Raw genomic sequence first — 16,203 nt, 5'->3', positions numbered from 1 at the left:
GCTACTAATGCGCGATAAACTACATCGCTGGTAATGGTGGCGGTGTTGAACCCGTCGTTTTCACATTATCTTTAGCCAAATTAACTTCATTGTGCTGATATACTCTAGGCGGACGTGGATCTTCACCGGCTAAGATATCTTGCAGTTGATCACGGTCAATGGTCTCCCATTTCATCAAGGCATCAACCATCGCATGCATTTTTTCTTGATTACCTTCAATCAATTCGCGCGCGATATCGTATTGCTCTTCTAACATGCGGCGAACTTCGTCGTCAACTTTTTGCTGCGTTGCTTCAGAAATCGTACGACCACCGCCACCAAAGTAACCTTGTGAGTTGTCATCATCTTCATAGACCATGATACCTAAGGCATCAGACATGCCGTATTTGGTTACCATCGCCCGTGCCATTTTGGTTGCCCGTTCAAAGTCGTTTGAGGCACCCGTCGACATTTGATTGATAAAGACTTCTTCAGCGATACGACCACCAAATAAAATCGCAATATCACTGAGCATTTTTGATTTATACATGCTGGTTTGATCATGCTCAGGCAGCTGCCAAGTGACACCCAAAGCAAAACCACGCGGCATAATCGTCACTTTATGCACCGGATCGGTACCCGGTAGTAGCTCAGCCACTAGCGCATGACCTGCTTCATGATAAGCAGTGGCACGGCGCTCTTCTTCACGGATGACCATTGATTTGCGCTCAGGACCCATGTAAAGCTTATCTTTCGCATCTTCAAAGTCATTCATGTCAACGCTACGCTTGTTACGACGCGCAGCAAACAGAGCGGCTTCGTTCACAAGGTTGGCCAATTGCGCGCCACTAAAACCGGGCGTACCACGTGCCAAAGAGTTGGCATCAACACTAACGGTATTCGGCAGTTTTCTTAAATGTACTTTTAATATTTGTTCACGGCCTTTGATATCTGGCAAGCCGACTTGTACCTGACGGTCAAAACGACCCGGACGTAATAATGCCTTGTCAAGTACGTCAGCACGGTTAGTAGCAGCAATGACGATAACGCCTTCATTGCCCTCAAAACCATCCATTTCGACCAACAGTTGGTTCAGCGTTTGCTCGCGCTCATCGTTACCGCCGCCCATACCAGAGCCACGATGACGACCAACTGCATCGATCTCATCGATAAAGATAATACAAGGCGCGCTTTTCTTCGCTTGCTCAAACATATCACGCACACGCGAGGCACCGACACCAACGAACATCTCAACAAAATCAGAACCTGAAATTGAGAAGAACGGTACTTTGGCTTCACCAGCAATTGCTCTTGCTAGCAACGTCTTACCAGTACCTGGAGGACCTACCATCAAGATACCACGGGGGATCGTCGCCCCAAGCTTGGTAAATTTATCTGGATCACGCAAGAACTCGACCACTTCGACCACTTCTTCTTTGGCTTCTTCACAACCTGCCACATCTTCGAAGTTGACCTTGATTTGGTCTTCAGTCAGCATCTTGGCTTTTGACTTGCCAAAGCTCATTGGGCCGCCACCTTTACCGCCTGCACCGCCCTGCATATTACGCATAAAGAATAAGAACAGACCAATAATCAATAGGATTGGGAAACTGGCTATCAGTAACTGCATCAACACACTTTGACGTTTCGGTGCTGTGCCCTGAACCTCAACTTGGTTCTCGCGCAGTAATGGCATTAGTTGCTCATCAGCCACAGCTGGTCGAATGGTCTCAAATGATGAGCCATTTTTCTTTTCGCCGGTGATCTGTTCGCCATCAATTTCAACACTGGCTACCTGACTTTCTGACACAGCGGTCACAAACTCAGAGTAGTTAAGGCTATCCGGCTCAGACGATTGGTCAAAGCCGCTAAACACCAGCACCAAAACGCCGATTACCACCAGCCACAATAAGGTATTTTTTACCATGTCGCTCACTAGTTATTCCCATCCCTTACTTATTGGTGTGTCAACTTGACACGTGACGTCTATAAACGCATTGCTCATTAGTTCAATAACTGCCAAATACGAAACTTATCCTCATCAATGACATATAAATCTATCGTAAATGAGCCAGTAAAGCGCTTATTCTCAGACGACTTTGCTTAAAACATATGCTAGAAACAAAGTTAATATACCATGATATGTGGTGTTATCCTGCATAATTCAAGCAGGTTTTCCTTTTATTCAGTTAACGATTGTAGCGTGTTAAATCTTACATGAAGCTAGCTATATTGTGATGACTTATTCCAAATACAACGAAAGCAACTCATTGAAAGTAAAACTATTTAATGGCAATCCAAAACATCTCTTTCGAGCGTGGTCGTGAAGCGCCAGGCTTGATACTACGAATCTTACTAAAATCAAGCTGCATCTGCTTGCGTAATTCTTGTGTACCCTCGCCTTGAAACACTTTCATAATAAGCGCGCCACCTTCTGGTAAGGTTGCAAGTGCAAAGTCCACTGCCAGCTCGCACAAGTACATCATACGCGGCTGATCAATGGCGCTATTGCCAGCAGTATTGGGTGCCATGTCAGACAATACTACGTCAACCTGCCTGTCACCGACTTCTGCCATAATGGCATCAAAAACCTCAGCTTCACGGAAATCACCTTGGATAAAGGTAACATCAGGCAAAGTATCCATCGCTAAAATATCAGAGGCAATCAAGATACCTTGTTCCCCTACCAATTGGCCAGCAACTTGTGACCAACTGCCCGGCGCACTACCCAAATCAACGACCGTCATGCCTTTTTTGATAAGGTTGGTCTTTTCATTTATTTCTAATAACTTATAAGCAGCACGAGCACGATAGCCATCTTTTTGCGCTTTTTGGACATAATGGTCGTCAATATGCTCTTTCATCCAAGCACTGCTGCTTTTCGACAGTTTTTTGTTCTCAATACGCGTGGCCAAGATACCTGCTCCTATTACTCTTACTTTGCAAAGCTGCAATAAGCATCCAATCAACAGCCATTACGCTTATAAAACAGACTTAATATCAAGCCAATCAGGTTTAATACTCTGTTGATTGAGCGATTCATACATTTTTAGTCGTAAACTGCCTTAATTCTATTGGTTTAAACACTGCTTTATCAGACAGTAGCGTTTATAATGTGTTTATACATTCAGTTTAACATTTTCATCACGTAAAATCGTGCAAAATCCTGCTGATCTCATGCAAAATGGGCACAGATTATCTATAATGATCATTAACTGTTTTTGATAGTACACTCTTTTATTTTTACCAACACCTAGGAATTCTATGGAACTCGATAACGCTACAATTAAACGTCTAAAGGGCATCGGTCATGAGCTCAAGCCTATTGTCATGATTGGCAATAAAGGCATTACACCGACCATCACTGAAGAGATTGATCGTGCCTTATCGGATCATGAGCTGATTAAGGTAAAATTACCTGCAGGCACAAAAGAAGAACGCGATGTCATCGGTGCTGAATTGGCAGCAGCAGCCAATGCCTCTTTGGTTCATTCTATTGGGCGTATGGCACTATTACTACGCAAAAACCCAAATGCCAACCCTAAGCTATCAAACCTTGCCCGTCATGCGCAGTAGTATGTCATGCTCAGCTTGGTTTAAATAACTGGCTACCGTTTCACCAAAATAGCAGCTGAGCTATGATGATACAGCCTAAAAGCCGCGATGCAATCTGCTCGCGGCTTTTTTTATTGATATTCTTGAAAGCTAAATTAAAAGCTGACTTGAAATCAGCCTCGTAATACCTTTATTTGAACGTGCTTTATCATATGGTAGTATCAAAGACCTTTTATCTCGTACCAACTTTTTGAGTCATAGAAAATTATGAGCCAGACCTTTAACCTTTGTATCGCCACTGAAACCCTAGCCAATGATGCGCAGCAGCTTAGCGTAAGTACGGACACCCTACATGATATTCGAGTGGTCGTGCACGCGACCATCGTACAGCAGCCAACGTTGCAACTACAGTTAGCCTATCAAATTACCCTACCCACTCAGTCTTTAGCCGATCAATTACATTGGCCGACTTGGGAGGAAACACGCGTTGGCTTTACTGATTATTTGTGGGAGGAGAGCTGCCTTGAGTGTTTTATTGCTGGTAGCGCTTTGGATCAGGATAGTGCTGATAGTAGCAGTACAGCGGCTTATATTGAGGTCAATGCCAGCCCAGATGGTCGTTATGCGCTTTATCAGTTCGAAAGCTATCGAAATCCTGCGACGCTACCGCCACCCCCTTTATTACTAGCAAATGGGCGTACATGCGCAAAGATTGACTGGATTGATCACCCAGATTTACAGATGCCGTCAGTCGGCGTTAACCGCGCTCATAATTCATCAGCAGCGCACACATTATATAATTACAAGCGAACCTTTAGTGTACCGATAAAAGAACGGTCTAGCCAAAATTTTGCTATTAGCAATATGGTCGTTGAGCACATACATCCCTGCGTCATTTTATGGTTTGGTGAGACTGCTTTATATTTCGCACCCAGTCATGCTTCTCCGCCTGACTTTCACAATCGTCGCTACTGGACTAGGTTTGATTCTAAAGCAGCCTTACTTAACCAGCTAGCGTCATCGATAGCAACTGAACGACAATGCTTATCTAGGGCGTGTCCTCATTTTAAAAATGGTGATAAAAACGAGGTAAATTGCAGTCAAGCAAGGAAAAGAGTGCAGATAATATCGAGATATTACCAAGCTGTTTGACGATATTTTGGTAAGACTTAACCATTTTTAGCTCATTTAGAGCCCTATCAGTTAAATTGAGGACAAGCCCTAATCCCATTTTTGAACAAAAAAAACCCAGTAATGTCATTAAGAGCATTACTGGATCTGGAGAAAACGATTTACTTAAAACTCGATGTACTTGACGCTTGTAGTCGATAAGATAATTCGGGTATCAGGAAGGCGCATAAAAATATTACAAATAGTAGCCTAAACAAGCCTGATACCGTCTCTCATTTATACAGGATTGACTATATTAGTCAGCCATCGCAAGGTAGATACCACGGTCTGATGCATCATCAACGTATTGCGAATCACGCCATGTCGTATAGTTATAGACGCCGCTGTATGGGCTGATGCTGCTTTGACGGAAATCAGAAACCCAGTCAGAACCATCAAATATTTGAATATGACCATGCGGATGCTTTGAGCTGCGATCATATACTACAACATCGCCAACTTGGGGTGGCATGTTGTTGCTGATTTTGCTAAAGCCTGCACTGCTGAGTGTGCCACGGCTAGCATACTGATACGCTGAAGGATTCGGGGTGAATTCATAACCGGCTGATTGTAAAGCCTTACGCACATAACGAGCACAGTAACCAGAGCTTCTTGATAGTGCCACGCTTGAAGCACGTGCCGCTGCGATAGCAGGAGCAGAATAGCGATCTGGAATTTTACTCGCTTGCTGCTGGCGCTGCTCATAAGACAAGCGACTGGTTAGCGAGGCAAGCTGATATTCTTTTTGCTTGGCATGGGCGCTTAAATTGTCAATGGCTTGACTGATCTCGTCATTGCTAGAGACATAAGCACCGCTATTGGTGCTATAGATGTTGCGACTAGAACCGTAGTTCGCAGAAGCAGAGATATTGGTGATGGTATGACTCAAGGTATTATTTGGTTGAAAGGTGGTTTCGGCAGCACCACTCGTTTGTGCTATGCCCATTCCTAGTACTGACAAAATTAATAAAGCTTGTTTCATAAATTTACTACCTATTTGTTAATACAAGACTGCTCGTCATCCGTAACGAAGCATCAATTAGTTTAGAGGACATAATCATCAAATAAACATGATAAAATCCTTAATACAACAGCTCACTCTTCTTTCTACAGTCACTAACGCTGGTTTCTTTGGCAGCGCGGTCATCTGCTTTATAAATCGTTTGCTATCCATCCCATATATACTGTGTTTAATATGAATATCGATTTTGTCACCTACTAGATGAGTCATTACGATGTCAAAAAAACAGCCTAATCGGCTTGCCCAGCTTATTGATCATCAAGCTTTTGCTGGTAGCGCACTACCTCAAACCCTTGCTGACAATATGCGTCTATATATTCAGGCGACCGCTGAGATAAAAGAGCTGCTAGTAGATTGTCTACCAGAGGAAATTCTTAATACCTGTTGGGTCGTTGGCTTAACTGCTGAGCAATTAACACTCAGTGTGGGCTCAATTACTGCTGCTAATCATATTCGCTATTTACAGAACGCTTATTTGCAAGTATTAACAGAGCAGTCAATTACATTTAAACAACTCAAGCAAATTCGCGTCATTGTAGCGAGAATATCTGCGGATAGTCCTTCTTCTAAAAAACTATCTGCGTTATCAGCAACCTCATCAAAGTCTCGCAAAGCCAATGAAAATCAGGCTCTTAGCCAAAACACAAAGCGGACTATATCACAGGCTGCAGAGCATGTCACCACTGATGAAAAGCTCAAAAAAGCACTTTTACGTCTGGCCAATCATTAAAAATCTTGAGTTCTACCTGTAAAGTTATGTAACTATTTTCGGAAAACAGCGCCCTTACGCTAGGTTTTTGTAATGACGTAAACAAAAAAAATCATCTATTAGTCGCATTCACGTTGTGAAGGTAACTAACAGATGATTTTTTTTGATTATCTACAACGTCGGTATTATCTACGCTAACGTTATATTATTTAAAAATACTAACTTATATATTCATTTATAAGAATATAAATTAACTATCCTTATAATCATTTTATGTAATATTGCGTAAATGTTTCGATACTTCGTGTATATTCCTGTATTCATCCTTCAACCGCTAGGCCTTTTAGGGGTAAATATTCGATAGGACAGGTTACATTGTCATCAAAAGTTACAATTTCAAAGCTGTCAGGATTGGATAATATTTCACGTATCAACAAATTGTTTAAGGCATGACCAGATTTATAGGCATTAAAACGACCCAGAATTGGATAACCAATCAGATATAAATCGCCTAACGCATCCAAAATCTTATGGCGCACGAACTCGTCATTGAAACGTAAACCTTCTTCGTTAAGGATATTGGCTTCATCGATGACAATCGCATTTTCCATACTACCGCCCAACGCCAAGTTGTTTTGACGCAGAGCTTCTATATCGCGTAAAAACCCAAAAGTACGGGCTGAGCTCAGCTCTTCTATGAAGTTTTGCGTAGAGAACTGCAGCTGGGCATGTTGAAAATTCTTGTCGATAGCAGGATGATCAAAATCAATTTCAAAGTTTAATTCAAAGCCTTCATAAGGACGTAACTCTGCCCATTTATCCTCTACTTTTACTCTGATTGGTCTCAAAATCTTAAGGAATTTCTTTAAGCCTTCTTGCTCACAGAAACCCGCTTGCATTAGTAATGCGACAAACGGTGCAGCGCTCCCATCCATAATCGGTATCTCTGAGGCGGAAACACGAATCAATAGGTTATCAATGCCAAGTCCGGCAATCGCACTTAATAAATGCTCTACCGTACCTACCCGTGCCCCTCCAAATACTAGATTGGATGACATCATGGTGTCCTGCACTAAGAAAGCACTGGCTGGAATCGGTTGACTACCTTCGATATCTGAGCGCTCGAAAACAATACCAGTATCGACTGGCTGTGGATGAAACTCTAAATCAACAGGCTGACCACTATGGAGACCGGTACCTGTAACGGCTATCGCTGCTTTTATAGTTCGTTGGTTCATGGCTGTTTTCCCACATATTTTGTTACAATTGACCTAGTGTACCATTACCCGTACCCAATTCGCCATAGTTAAAAAGCGTTAATTTGCTTATGTCTCTGATTGATAACTCTTATCGTAACTTTGTTATTCAAGCAAATTATATTTAATAAACCTATAAATAACTATAGGAAACAGTCTGTTAAGAATAAATTTTGCTTCACTGCACCTTGTTCGAGACATATTATCAATAAGGGCTTTAGTATTAGTAGCTAATGTTCATAAAACCCCTACCACATGCACATCTCGATTTCGTAAAAAACATATAGCCAGTCAAAAGTAATATCGAACCATCACGCACTGCTGATATCGTCGCGTTTTTAGGATATTTTGACTATACCTTATAAACAAGCACAAAAAAGCCAGCGACATAGCACTGGCTTTTTATAATCACTAGAAGTAAACAACAACTATTTGTTTTGTTGACGCTTTAGATAGTCTTGGATACTGTTGGTCTTGGTTTTAGGCTGCTCTTGTGTCGGATTTGCGCGAGCCAGACTATCTTGATGCAGTTGGGCTTGCGATTGCTTTTGACTGTTTAACGCGCTGGTATGCAAGTTAGGATCAACAGGCTGCGTGCTATTCACCGAAGGTACAGGCTGCTCAACAACTTCAGGCTCTTCACCCGCGTGTTCATCTAAGGTCAAGCCCGTTGCGATGACAGTGACATGCAAATCATCACCCATTTTTTCATCGATAACAGAGCCGTAGAAAATATGAGCATCATCGATATCAGTAATTTCTTCGACGATTGCACTGATTTTGCTCATTTCATCCAATGACAAAGACTCAGATGAAATCACGTTAACCAGTAGACCTTTGGCATTCTCTAAACGTAAATCATCAAGTAACGGTGATCTGATGGCTTTTTCAGTCGCTTGACGCGCACGATCGTCACCGCTGGCACGGCCAATACCCATCATCGCATGACCTTTGGCAGTCATTGCGGTGCGAATATCGTTAAAGTCAATATTGATCATACCTTCGCTGGCGATGGTTTCAGCGATACCTTGCACGGCGTGTAATAACACATCGTCCGCTTTTTTGAACGCATCTTGCATAGAGATATTGCCATAAACGCTCATCAACTTATCATTAGGAATGGTAATGATAGAGTCAACGAAGTTGGTCAACTGCTCAATACCTGCTTTGGCCGCCTTGATACGTTTACCGCCTTCGAATTTGAAAGGTGTGGTCACAACAGCGACCGTCAATACTTCCATCTCTTTAGCAATACGAGCCACGACTGGTGCTGCGCCCGTACCCGTACCACCGCCCATTCCAGCGGTAATAAAGACCATGTCAGAATGTTCGAGTAACGCGCGGATCGCTTCTTCTTCGCTCTCTGCTGCTTCACGTCCGACTTCTGGATTGGCACCAGCGCCTAGACCACGGTTCGTTTTTGCGCCCAGTTGTAACTTATGCGGTGCTGTCAAACGATCAAGTGCTTGTTTATCCGTATTCGCACAGACGAACGTCACACCTCTAATCCCTTGTTGTACCATATGTTCAACAGCATTACCGCCACCACCACCCACACCGAATACTGTGAAGCTTGCTTGGCCGTTATTTTGAAGCTGGTTATCATCTGGCATGGTGTATTTTGACATAAAAAAGATTCTCCAGTTGCAGATAGCGTGATGGTCGATACATGCTAACGCACTCATATGACGCGCTATCGACTTACTATATATAAATGTATTTAAATAAAACAGGGCTATGGCTTAAATCGTTAAGCTGGGACAAAAATATGTCGTCATTGCTCAGGGTATTACTTTCAATGTTACTTTTAATACTACTTTATGCATTTAATTTCGGTATATCTTTCAGAAAATCAACGCTTATTGTATAGCCATTCTTTGTATAAACACGTTTTTATATAAACGTCTTCATACAAACGTGTTTGATAGCTAAACTATAGTATCTTTTTGAGCACACTAGCAAAACGTTGCCCTGCGCTTTGAAAGACGCCAGTCACTCTATTTTTTTGAAGCGCTTCCGGCTCGCTTTTTTCACTGTGGCGAAACTGCTCGCTTTGACTATATAGTAATGTACCAAATGCTGTTTGATAAGCGCGATCATTGACCTGAATATTCAGCTGCTTAAAGGACTCGTCATTATCAAAATGATTATAAGCACTGATCGCCGGATGAGTATTGGTCATCACCACTGGCATTTTTAGCAACTTCTTAGCAAAGGGTATCATACCTTTGATAGCACTACCGCCGCCTGTCAGCACGATACCTTTGTCGATATAGCTAATCAAATCCGCTTCATGCAGTTGACGCGCCACTTCAGTAAAAATCTGCACATAACGCGCTTCAATAATACGGGCTAAATTATAAATACCGATATTAATCTCGTCGCTGGTCCCTTGCGGTTTAAAAATAAAGAACGAGCTAGGATCGACACTATTGACATCAACCGTACCATGCGATTTTTTAAGTTTTTCAGCTTCTATCATTGATATGCCAACATCTGCTGAAATATCCATCGTCACTTCATGGCTGCCTGTGGCGATACAATGTGTAAAGATCAGCTTGTTTTCTTTGTAGACACAAATACTGGTCGTACTCGCGCCAATATCGACCAAGCACACACCCTGCTGACGCTCGTCGCTCATCAGGCTATATTCTGCACTGGTCACTGCATCGAAGACAATATGATCGATACCAACATCACAGCTCTGTAATAATTTTTGGATATTTTGACGGCTGGCGACTGGCATCATCATCATGTGATACATCACGCTGATATTATGCGCCACCGTTTCGATCGCATCGTCGACCATAAAGTCTTGTTCATCGACATAGATACCTTGCTGACAACAATGCATCAAATAATAGTCTGAAGATAAGTCGCGTGATTTGGCATTGGATAAAGCCTGTACCATGTCTTTGGCACGGACGACTTCGTCCTCTACTCTCACTTCGCCAGCACTGTTTTTGCTAAGTAGCTCAGGCGTCGCTAGGGTCAACCACACACTATGCACCCGGCAATTAGCAGTATCTTCTGCTTCTTGAATGGCTTGTTTGATAGCGCCTTGCAAGCGTTCACGATGTTTTATTTGACCTTGATAAAAGTCACTATTTTTAACTTGCCCCACACCCATGATACGAATGTCTTTTGCAGAGACAACGCTGCCAATAACGACATAAACTGCCGTGGCACTTAGATGGACAACAACCAGATTTTCAGTATTTTTCATGGTACCAGACAAATTATCGCTAAACAGGAGACCAAATGACGTCCCCATTAAATCATTAAAAAAGCGCTATTACTACGCTGTTATATCCTACTGTACGTTCAATTTTGATGCTTATACAATACTTCTGCTTACTTATTATTGACTGTGTTTTCTGACTGTCAATTATTTTGCTGCTTCGGCTTCGGGTTGTGCCATATTCCAAGCAATGGTAAAACCGTTTTTGTAACGTAAATCGACCGACTGTATCTCTTTTCGGCGGTTACTTAACTGATTACCTAATAATTGACTTAGATTCAGCAGTTTTTGTGCGGTGTTTTCATTGTCAACAATGACGCGCTGACCATTATCAAAACGAATGAGCCACGTCATTCTTGGTGACAGAATAATATCAGCGACTTGCATATCAAGTGGCGCATACCAATCATTGATTTGCTGCATTTGTTGCATGATAACCGGTGCTTGCGTTATCTCACCTTGTAACGTAGCAAATTGCGCTTGTGTCAAATCTCTACTGTCAGCGGGAACAAAAACAGCCCCTTTTGCATCAACCAAACGCTCGGTACCAAAATTAGCAACTGCTTGCTTGGGGAGTGCTGTGACGACGATACCACGTTGCCAATCCCGAGACACACTCACTTGGTCAACCCAAGCAAGGCCAGTAGTGATGTCCCTTAGTGCTTGTAAATCAGACGTAAAAAAACTGCTGACTTTCTGTTGGTTCATCACTTGCTGTAGTGCTCGATACTGAGCGACTGTCAAACCTTGATTGCTGACATGAATAGCTGCTGGAGGTGCATCGCGTAGGGCTTTGCCACCCATAATCAATATAAGCACTAATAAACCCAACACCAATACCATAAAAAAATATCTGACCGAAGTCGGTACTTGGAAGTTAGATTTTGGGCGACGGGTTTTATCACTCATCAAGTCAGTTACGTCGTTGACAGTTTGAGCCATAATGACCTTTGTCCCTATTTTGCATAAAACTATTTGCATAAAGCCAATAGTGCGTTCTATTAAAAGTTAATCTGCATCACGGACGCAGAGAATGACGGATTGAATATGTTAGCAAAATATTTGGCGAAAATGAGTGATATAACCCTGTTATCTGATTTCAAACGTAACATTTTTCTCATTTTATGAAGAACTTATAACATATACTCATAAAACAACATAAATATCACTAAAACGATTCAATAATTACAATATTAACGTATTTTGCGGTCAAACAATAGCCTAACCCTTACTACTAACAACGAATTTACACAAGTTTACACGAAGCTGTGGTATAGCAGGGCTAGCGATACATTCATTTCTGCTTATATTCATAAATATTCAATAATGTCAGTATCTATTTGACGCTTATTTCTACCCATTAATAATCACTTTTCAAACTTCTATAGTATCAATAGCGATTATCACAAACTGCGTTATGAATATTAAGCCAGACAAGAACATTTAAGCTGAATCTACCAATTGTTTATAATGTTTGCGTAAGGATGTGCCAGCACAGCGTATCGAAATCCATACCACGCGCCTTAGCTGCCATCGGTACCAAACTATGACTGGTCATGCCCGGGACGGTATTAATCTCAAGCAACCAAAAGTTACCTGCTTCGTCCTGCATAGCATCGATACGCCCCCACCCTTTGGCATCAACAGCACGGAATGCAGCAAGGCTCAAATCTTGTAAATGCTTTTCATCAGCGTCACTTAAGCCGCACGGAATATAGTAGCTGGTATCGTTACGATTGTATTTGGCTTCAAAATCATAGAAGTTGGTAATATCAGCAGGCTCAAGACGAATAACCGGATAGGCTTCGTCATCAATAATAACAATCGTAAACTCGCGACCAGTAATCCAGCGCTCAGCCATCACCGCATCACCGCACTGTACGGCTGTTGCATAAGCAGCAGGCAACTCGTCAAGGTTATTAACCTTGGTCATGCCAATACTCGAACCTTCATGAACGGGCTTGATAATGAGTGGTAGACCTAGCATATTGACCACTTGCTGCCAGTCGGTATCGGCCGTCAATAGTGAAAATGGTGCCGTCGCTAAGCCGCAGCCTTGCCACAATTGCTTGGTACGAACCTTGTCCATGCCCAGCGCTGATGCCAAAATGCCTGAACCTGTCTGCGGAATATCAAACCATTGCAACACGCCTTGTAGCAAGCCATCTTCACCGCCGCGACCATGCAACACATTAAACACGCGATCATAATCACGCAGCTCAGTAATGTCCTGATGCTTAGGATCAAAATGAGTGGCATCAACGCCTTGGTTTTGTAGCGCTTGCAAGACAGCGGCGCCACTGTCTAACGACACGCTGCGCTCATTGCTACTGCCACCATAAATAACGGCTACTTTACCAAACTGGCCAGCATCTTTTACTTCGCTGTTGTTATTGCTTAGTTCTGCCCTATCATTAGCGACTTTATCACTTGCAAGCTTGTCTTGCTCCGCTTGAGCCGCCGCCGCTAGTGCTGTCTCTGGGTTGGTAATCGTTGCTTTACCTTGAACATTATCGCTGGCTTTATGAAGGTCGTTTGCATTTTTTTGGTGATTATTGCTTGTCATAAGGATAGTTCCTAGAATTCTTTTTAGCTTATTAGATATAAAGGTTATTGGCGGCCAAATCGACTGCTATCTGGCTCACATTACCCGCACCTTGGGTAATTAGCATATCATTGGCTTTTAGTAAACGCTGCATGACCGGTGCTAAATTGTCCTTGTCAATAATCGTCGGTTCAACTTCACCGCGCAGCCGAATGCTACGTGCCAATGACTTGGTATCAGCACCAGTAATCGGGCTTTCACCTGCTGAATATACGTCTAATAATAATAGCTCATCTACGCTGGAGAGTACTTCGACAAAATCATCAAAACAATCGCGGGTACGGCTATAACGGTGCGGCTGAAACATCATTACCAAACGACGCTCAGGGAAGCTTTGACGCGCCGCTTTAATCGTCGCGTCGACTTCTTTTGGATGATGACCATAATCGTCAATCAACAACACGTCACCATCATCGATACTGACAGAGGCATGCTGCTCAAAACGACGACCCACGCCTTCGAATTTTTGCAAGGCGCGTTTGATGGCCTCGTCATCGACACCTTCATCTGTCGCCATGGTAATAGCGGCAAGCGCATTGTAGACGTTATGAGTACCAGGAATATTAAGGGTCAAACGTAAAGGCTCGCGGTCACGGCGCAATACGGTAAAGTGAGTTTTTGTGCCCTCTGTCACCAAGTCAACGGCCTGTACATCGTTAAAAGGCTCAAGCCCAAAGGTCAATACGGGACGACCAATATCATCAATCATCGCATATAATTCTGGGTCATCACCGCACACGACGGCCAAACCATAAAACGGCATATTTTGTAAAAACTGAATATAAGCAGCTTTTAATTTGTCAAAACTATTTTCATACGTTTCCATATGGTCTTGATCGATGTTGGTCACAATTGCAGCCATCGGATGCAAAGACAAAAACGAGGCATCAGACTCATCGGCTTCTGCTACTAAGAAACGGCTGCTACCCAGTGCGGCATTTTTGCCAGAAGCGTTCAGCTTACCACCAATCACGTAGGTAGGATCGAGCTGCCCTTCTGCCATCATCGTAGTGAGCAAACTGGTCGTTGTGGTCTTGCCATGCGCGCCGGCCACGGCAATGCCATGACGATAACGCATTAATTCACCCAACATATCGGCGCGGCGTACCACTGGCAGACGCGCTTCAAGCGCTGCTTTTACTTCAGGATTGCTGCGATCAATCGCTGACGATACAACGATGACATCCGCATTGGCAATATTTTTGGAATCGTGACCTATCGATATCTCAATACCAATCTGCTGTAGACGGCGAGTCACCAGGCTATCAGCAATATCAGAACCGCTGACTTGATAGCCCTGATTCTTCATCACTTCTGCGATACCGCACATCCCCGAGCCGCCAATACCGACAAAATGCAAGTGCTGAATACGGCGCATCTCTGGTATTTCGATCAAACGCTTAGGTAAGGCTTTCGCAGAAATAGACATAGGGTTTTCTCTTTATGTAAGGCTAATGAAATTTGCTAAAGTAAAAAATCGCTGACAAAATTAATGCTAAGACCGACGCTTATAATGCTTGCCAGATAATATCAGCGACTTGCTGGCTGGCGCGGCGATTGGCGAGCGCATGGCCTTTTTTGGCCATCGTCAAGCAGGTTTGTCGATCCAGTACAGCAAGCTCATCACTTAAACGCTTCGCTGTCAGCTCAGACTGCGGTAATAAAATCGCTGCCTCGTGTGATGTCAAGGTACGCGCATTCGCTGTTTGATGGTCATCAACGGCATGCGGTAGCGGCACAAAAATCGCAGCGATACCGACGTTTTGGATTTCGGTAACGGTCAATGCGCCTGCGCGGCAAACAATCATATCCGCCCAATTATAAGCCGCTGCCATGTCATCGATAAAGGGCTGTACGGTAAAGTGATGCGCACTTAAATTCTCACTATCATAAGCCGTTTGCGTGGCTGCGTCGTTATTACGACCACACTGATGACGCACTTCAAAAGGACGGTCTATTAATGCCAGCGCTTTTGGTACGATTTCGTTTAAAACTTGCGCACCAAGTGAGCCGCCTACGACCAACAACTTAAGTGGTGAGCTATCAGTGACATCATAACGCTCAGTCGGTTCGGCAACCCCCGTAATGGCGTTACGCACTGGATTGCCAACCGTTTCAAGCTTAGCATCAAGCTGACTATTCGCAAAGGTATTCTCAAATGCTTGTAATACTTTAGTGGCCATCTTAGCCAAATAACGATTACTCATACCAGCAATGGCATTTTGCTCGTGAATAATCAGCGGTGTTTTGGTCAGACGCGCCGCAATCCCGCCGGGTGCAGTCACATAACCGCCAAAGCCAACGACAATATCAATCTGATTGTTGCGAATGACTTTGATGGCGGCCATGGTAGCTGAGAGTAAGGTAACCGGCAATTTTAGTAAGCGCCCTAGCCCTTTACCGCGCAGACCCTGCATATCGATAGCATGAAACTGATACCCAGTCGGCGCAACCAAGCCATTCTCCATACCGTTTGGCGTCCCTAACCAATGGATAATAGCACCGCGCTCGGTTAGTGCTTCGGCCACGGCAAGCGCTGGAAATACGTGCCCACCTGTGCCAGCAGCCATCATCAATATATGCGGTGTTTTCATGAACGTCTGCCTATCTTTTCTTTATTTATATGAAGGGTTTGTCAGCCTGCAGTCATATCGATCGTTAGAGAAT

General features: G+C 43.4%; 13 protein-coding genes. 3 read left to right on the top strand and 10 right to left on the bottom strand.

The annotated features are described in order from the left end of the window. Window positions 1–19 precede the first annotated feature (19 nt). Both ftsH and W293_RS0110650 read right to left on the bottom strand, forming a co-directional pair. Entirely contained in the window at window positions 20–1,915 is a 1,896-nt protein-coding gene (ftsH, locus tag W293_RS0110655) for an ATP-dependent zinc metalloprotease FtsH (protein WP_025652422.1), read from the bottom strand. A gap of 346 nt (window positions 1,916–2,261) precedes the next feature. After that, complete coding sequence (locus W293_RS0110650; RefSeq protein ID WP_025652421.1) at window positions 2,262–2,894, bottom strand: RlmE family RNA methyltransferase; 633 nt, start codon at window positions 2,892–2,894, stop codon at window positions 2,262–2,264. Window positions 2,895–3,243: 349 nt separating this feature from the next. Between W293_RS0110650 and W293_RS0110645 the strand changes: the two genes are divergently transcribed. Continuing rightward, window positions 3,244–3,555, top strand: coding sequence for a YhbY family RNA-binding protein (locus W293_RS0110645; RefSeq protein WP_025652420.1), 312 nt, complete (start codon window positions 3,244–3,246; stop codon window positions 3,553–3,555). Between the two features lie 246 nt (window positions 3,556–3,801). Beyond that, entirely contained in the window at window positions 3,802–4,686 is an 885-nt protein-coding gene (locus W293_RS0110640; RefSeq protein WP_025652419.1) for a hypothetical protein, read from the top strand. A gap of 274 nt (window positions 4,687–4,960) precedes the next feature. Here W293_RS0110640 and W293_RS0110635 read toward each other — a convergent pair whose 3' ends face one another. After that, entirely contained in the window at window positions 4,961–5,686 is a 726-nt protein-coding gene (locus W293_RS0110635; protein ID WP_025652418.1) for a CHAP domain-containing protein, read from the bottom strand. Between the two features lie 253 nt (window positions 5,687–5,939). On the opposite strand from W293_RS0110635, the gene W293_RS0110630 reads away from it, so the two are divergent. Beyond that, entirely contained in the window at window positions 5,940–6,455 is a 516-nt protein-coding gene (locus W293_RS0110630) for a hypothetical protein (protein WP_025652416.1), read from the top strand. A gap of 299 nt (window positions 6,456–6,754) precedes the next feature. On the opposite strand, the gene lpxC is transcribed toward W293_RS0110630, so the two are convergent. The 7 genes from lpxC to murG all read right to left on the bottom strand — a co-directional run bounded on the left by lpxC (window position 6,755) and on the right by murG (window position 16,130). Beyond that, window positions 6,755–7,672, bottom strand: coding sequence for a UDP-3-O-acyl-N-acetylglucosamine deacetylase (lpxC, locus tag W293_RS0110625; RefSeq protein WP_025652415.1), 918 nt, complete (start codon window positions 7,670–7,672; stop codon window positions 6,755–6,757). A 446-nt stretch (window positions 7,673–8,118) separates the two neighbouring features. Then, window positions 8,119–9,318: a cell division protein FtsZ gene (gene ftsZ, locus W293_RS0110620; protein ID WP_025652414.1), complete on the bottom strand. Its 1,200-nt coding sequence runs from the start codon at window positions 9,316–9,318 to the stop codon at window positions 8,119–8,121. Window positions 9,319–9,623: 305 nt separating this feature from the next. Further along, entirely contained in the window at window positions 9,624–10,916 is a 1,293-nt protein-coding gene (gene ftsA, locus W293_RS0110615; protein WP_198015442.1) for a cell division protein FtsA, read from the bottom strand. Window positions 10,917–11,078: 162 nt separating this feature from the next. Further along, a complete protein-coding gene (locus W293_RS0110610) occupies window positions 11,079–11,873 on the bottom strand; it encodes a cell division protein FtsQ/DivIB (protein ID WP_025652412.1) in 795 nt (264 codons plus the stop codon). 523 nt (window positions 11,874–12,396) lie between these two features. After that, window positions 12,397–13,497: a D-alanine--D-alanine ligase gene (locus tag W293_RS0110605; RefSeq protein ID WP_025652411.1), complete on the bottom strand. Its 1,101-nt coding sequence runs from the start codon at window positions 13,495–13,497 to the stop codon at window positions 12,397–12,399. A 31-nt stretch (window positions 13,498–13,528) separates the two neighbouring features. Then, on the bottom strand, window positions 13,529–14,965 hold the full coding sequence (gene murC, locus W293_RS0110600) for a UDP-N-acetylmuramate--L-alanine ligase (protein WP_025652410.1): 1,437 nt from the start codon (window positions 14,963–14,965) through the stop codon (window positions 13,529–13,531). A gap of 79 nt (window positions 14,966–15,044) precedes the next feature. Next, on the bottom strand, window positions 15,045–16,130 hold the full coding sequence (gene murG / locus W293_RS0110595; protein ID WP_025652409.1) for an undecaprenyldiphospho-muramoylpentapeptide beta-N-acetylglucosaminyltransferase: 1,086 nt from the start codon (window positions 16,128–16,130) through the stop codon (window positions 15,045–15,047). Between the last annotated feature and the right edge of the window lie 73 nt (window positions 16,131–16,203).

The sequence above is a fragment of the Psychrobacter sp. TB67 genome, from assembly GCF_000511065.1.
In the GTDB taxonomy this organism is placed as follows: domain Bacteria; phylum Pseudomonadota; class Gammaproteobacteria; order Pseudomonadales; family Moraxellaceae; genus Psychrobacter; species Psychrobacter okhotskensis.
The sequence above is the reverse complement of the archived record's forward strand: the minus strand, read 5'-3'. Positions and strand labels throughout refer to the sequence as shown.

What these genes read in the sequence shown, in the direction of transcription:
- W293_RS0110645 (WP_025652420.1), top strand. Translation starts at nt 3,244, where the DNA reads ATGGAACTCGATAACGCTACAATTAAACGTCTAAAGGGCATCGGTCAT.
- W293_RS0110640 (WP_025652419.1), top strand. Translation starts at nt 3,802, where the DNA reads ATGAGCCAGACCTTTAACCTTTGTATCGCCACTGAAACCCTAGCCAAT.
- W293_RS0110635 (WP_025652418.1), bottom strand. Translation starts at nt 5,686, where the DNA reads ATGAAACAAGCTTTATTAATTTTGTCAGTACTAGGAATGGGCATAGCA.
- W293_RS0110630 (WP_025652416.1), top strand. Translation starts at nt 5,940, where the DNA reads ATGTCAAAAAAACAGCCTAATCGGCTTGCCCAGCTTATTGATCATCAA.
- lpxC (WP_025652415.1), bottom strand. Translation starts at nt 7,672, where the DNA reads ATGAACCAACGAACTATAAAAGCAGCGATAGCCGTTACAGGTACCGGT.
- ftsZ (WP_025652414.1), bottom strand. Translation starts at nt 9,318, where the DNA reads ATGTCAAAATACACCATGCCAGATGATAACCAGCTTCAAAATAACGGC.
- ftsA (WP_198015442.1), bottom strand. Translation starts at nt 10,916, where the DNA reads ATGAAAAATACTGAAAATCTGGTTGTTGTCCATCTAAGTGCCACGGCA.
- W293_RS0110610 (WP_025652412.1), bottom strand. Translation starts at nt 11,873, where the DNA reads ATGGCTCAAACTGTCAACGACGTAACTGACTTGATGAGTGATAAAACC.
- W293_RS0110605 (WP_025652411.1), bottom strand. Translation starts at nt 13,497, where the DNA reads ATGACAAGCAATAATCACCAAAAAAATGCAAACGACCTTCATAAAGCC.
- murC (WP_025652410.1), bottom strand. Translation starts at nt 14,965, where the DNA reads ATGTCTATTTCTGCGAAAGCCTTACCTAAGCGTTTGATCGAAATACCA.
- murG (WP_025652409.1), bottom strand. Translation starts at nt 16,130, where the DNA reads ATGAAAACACCGCATATATTGATGATGGCTGCTGGCACAGGTGGGCAC.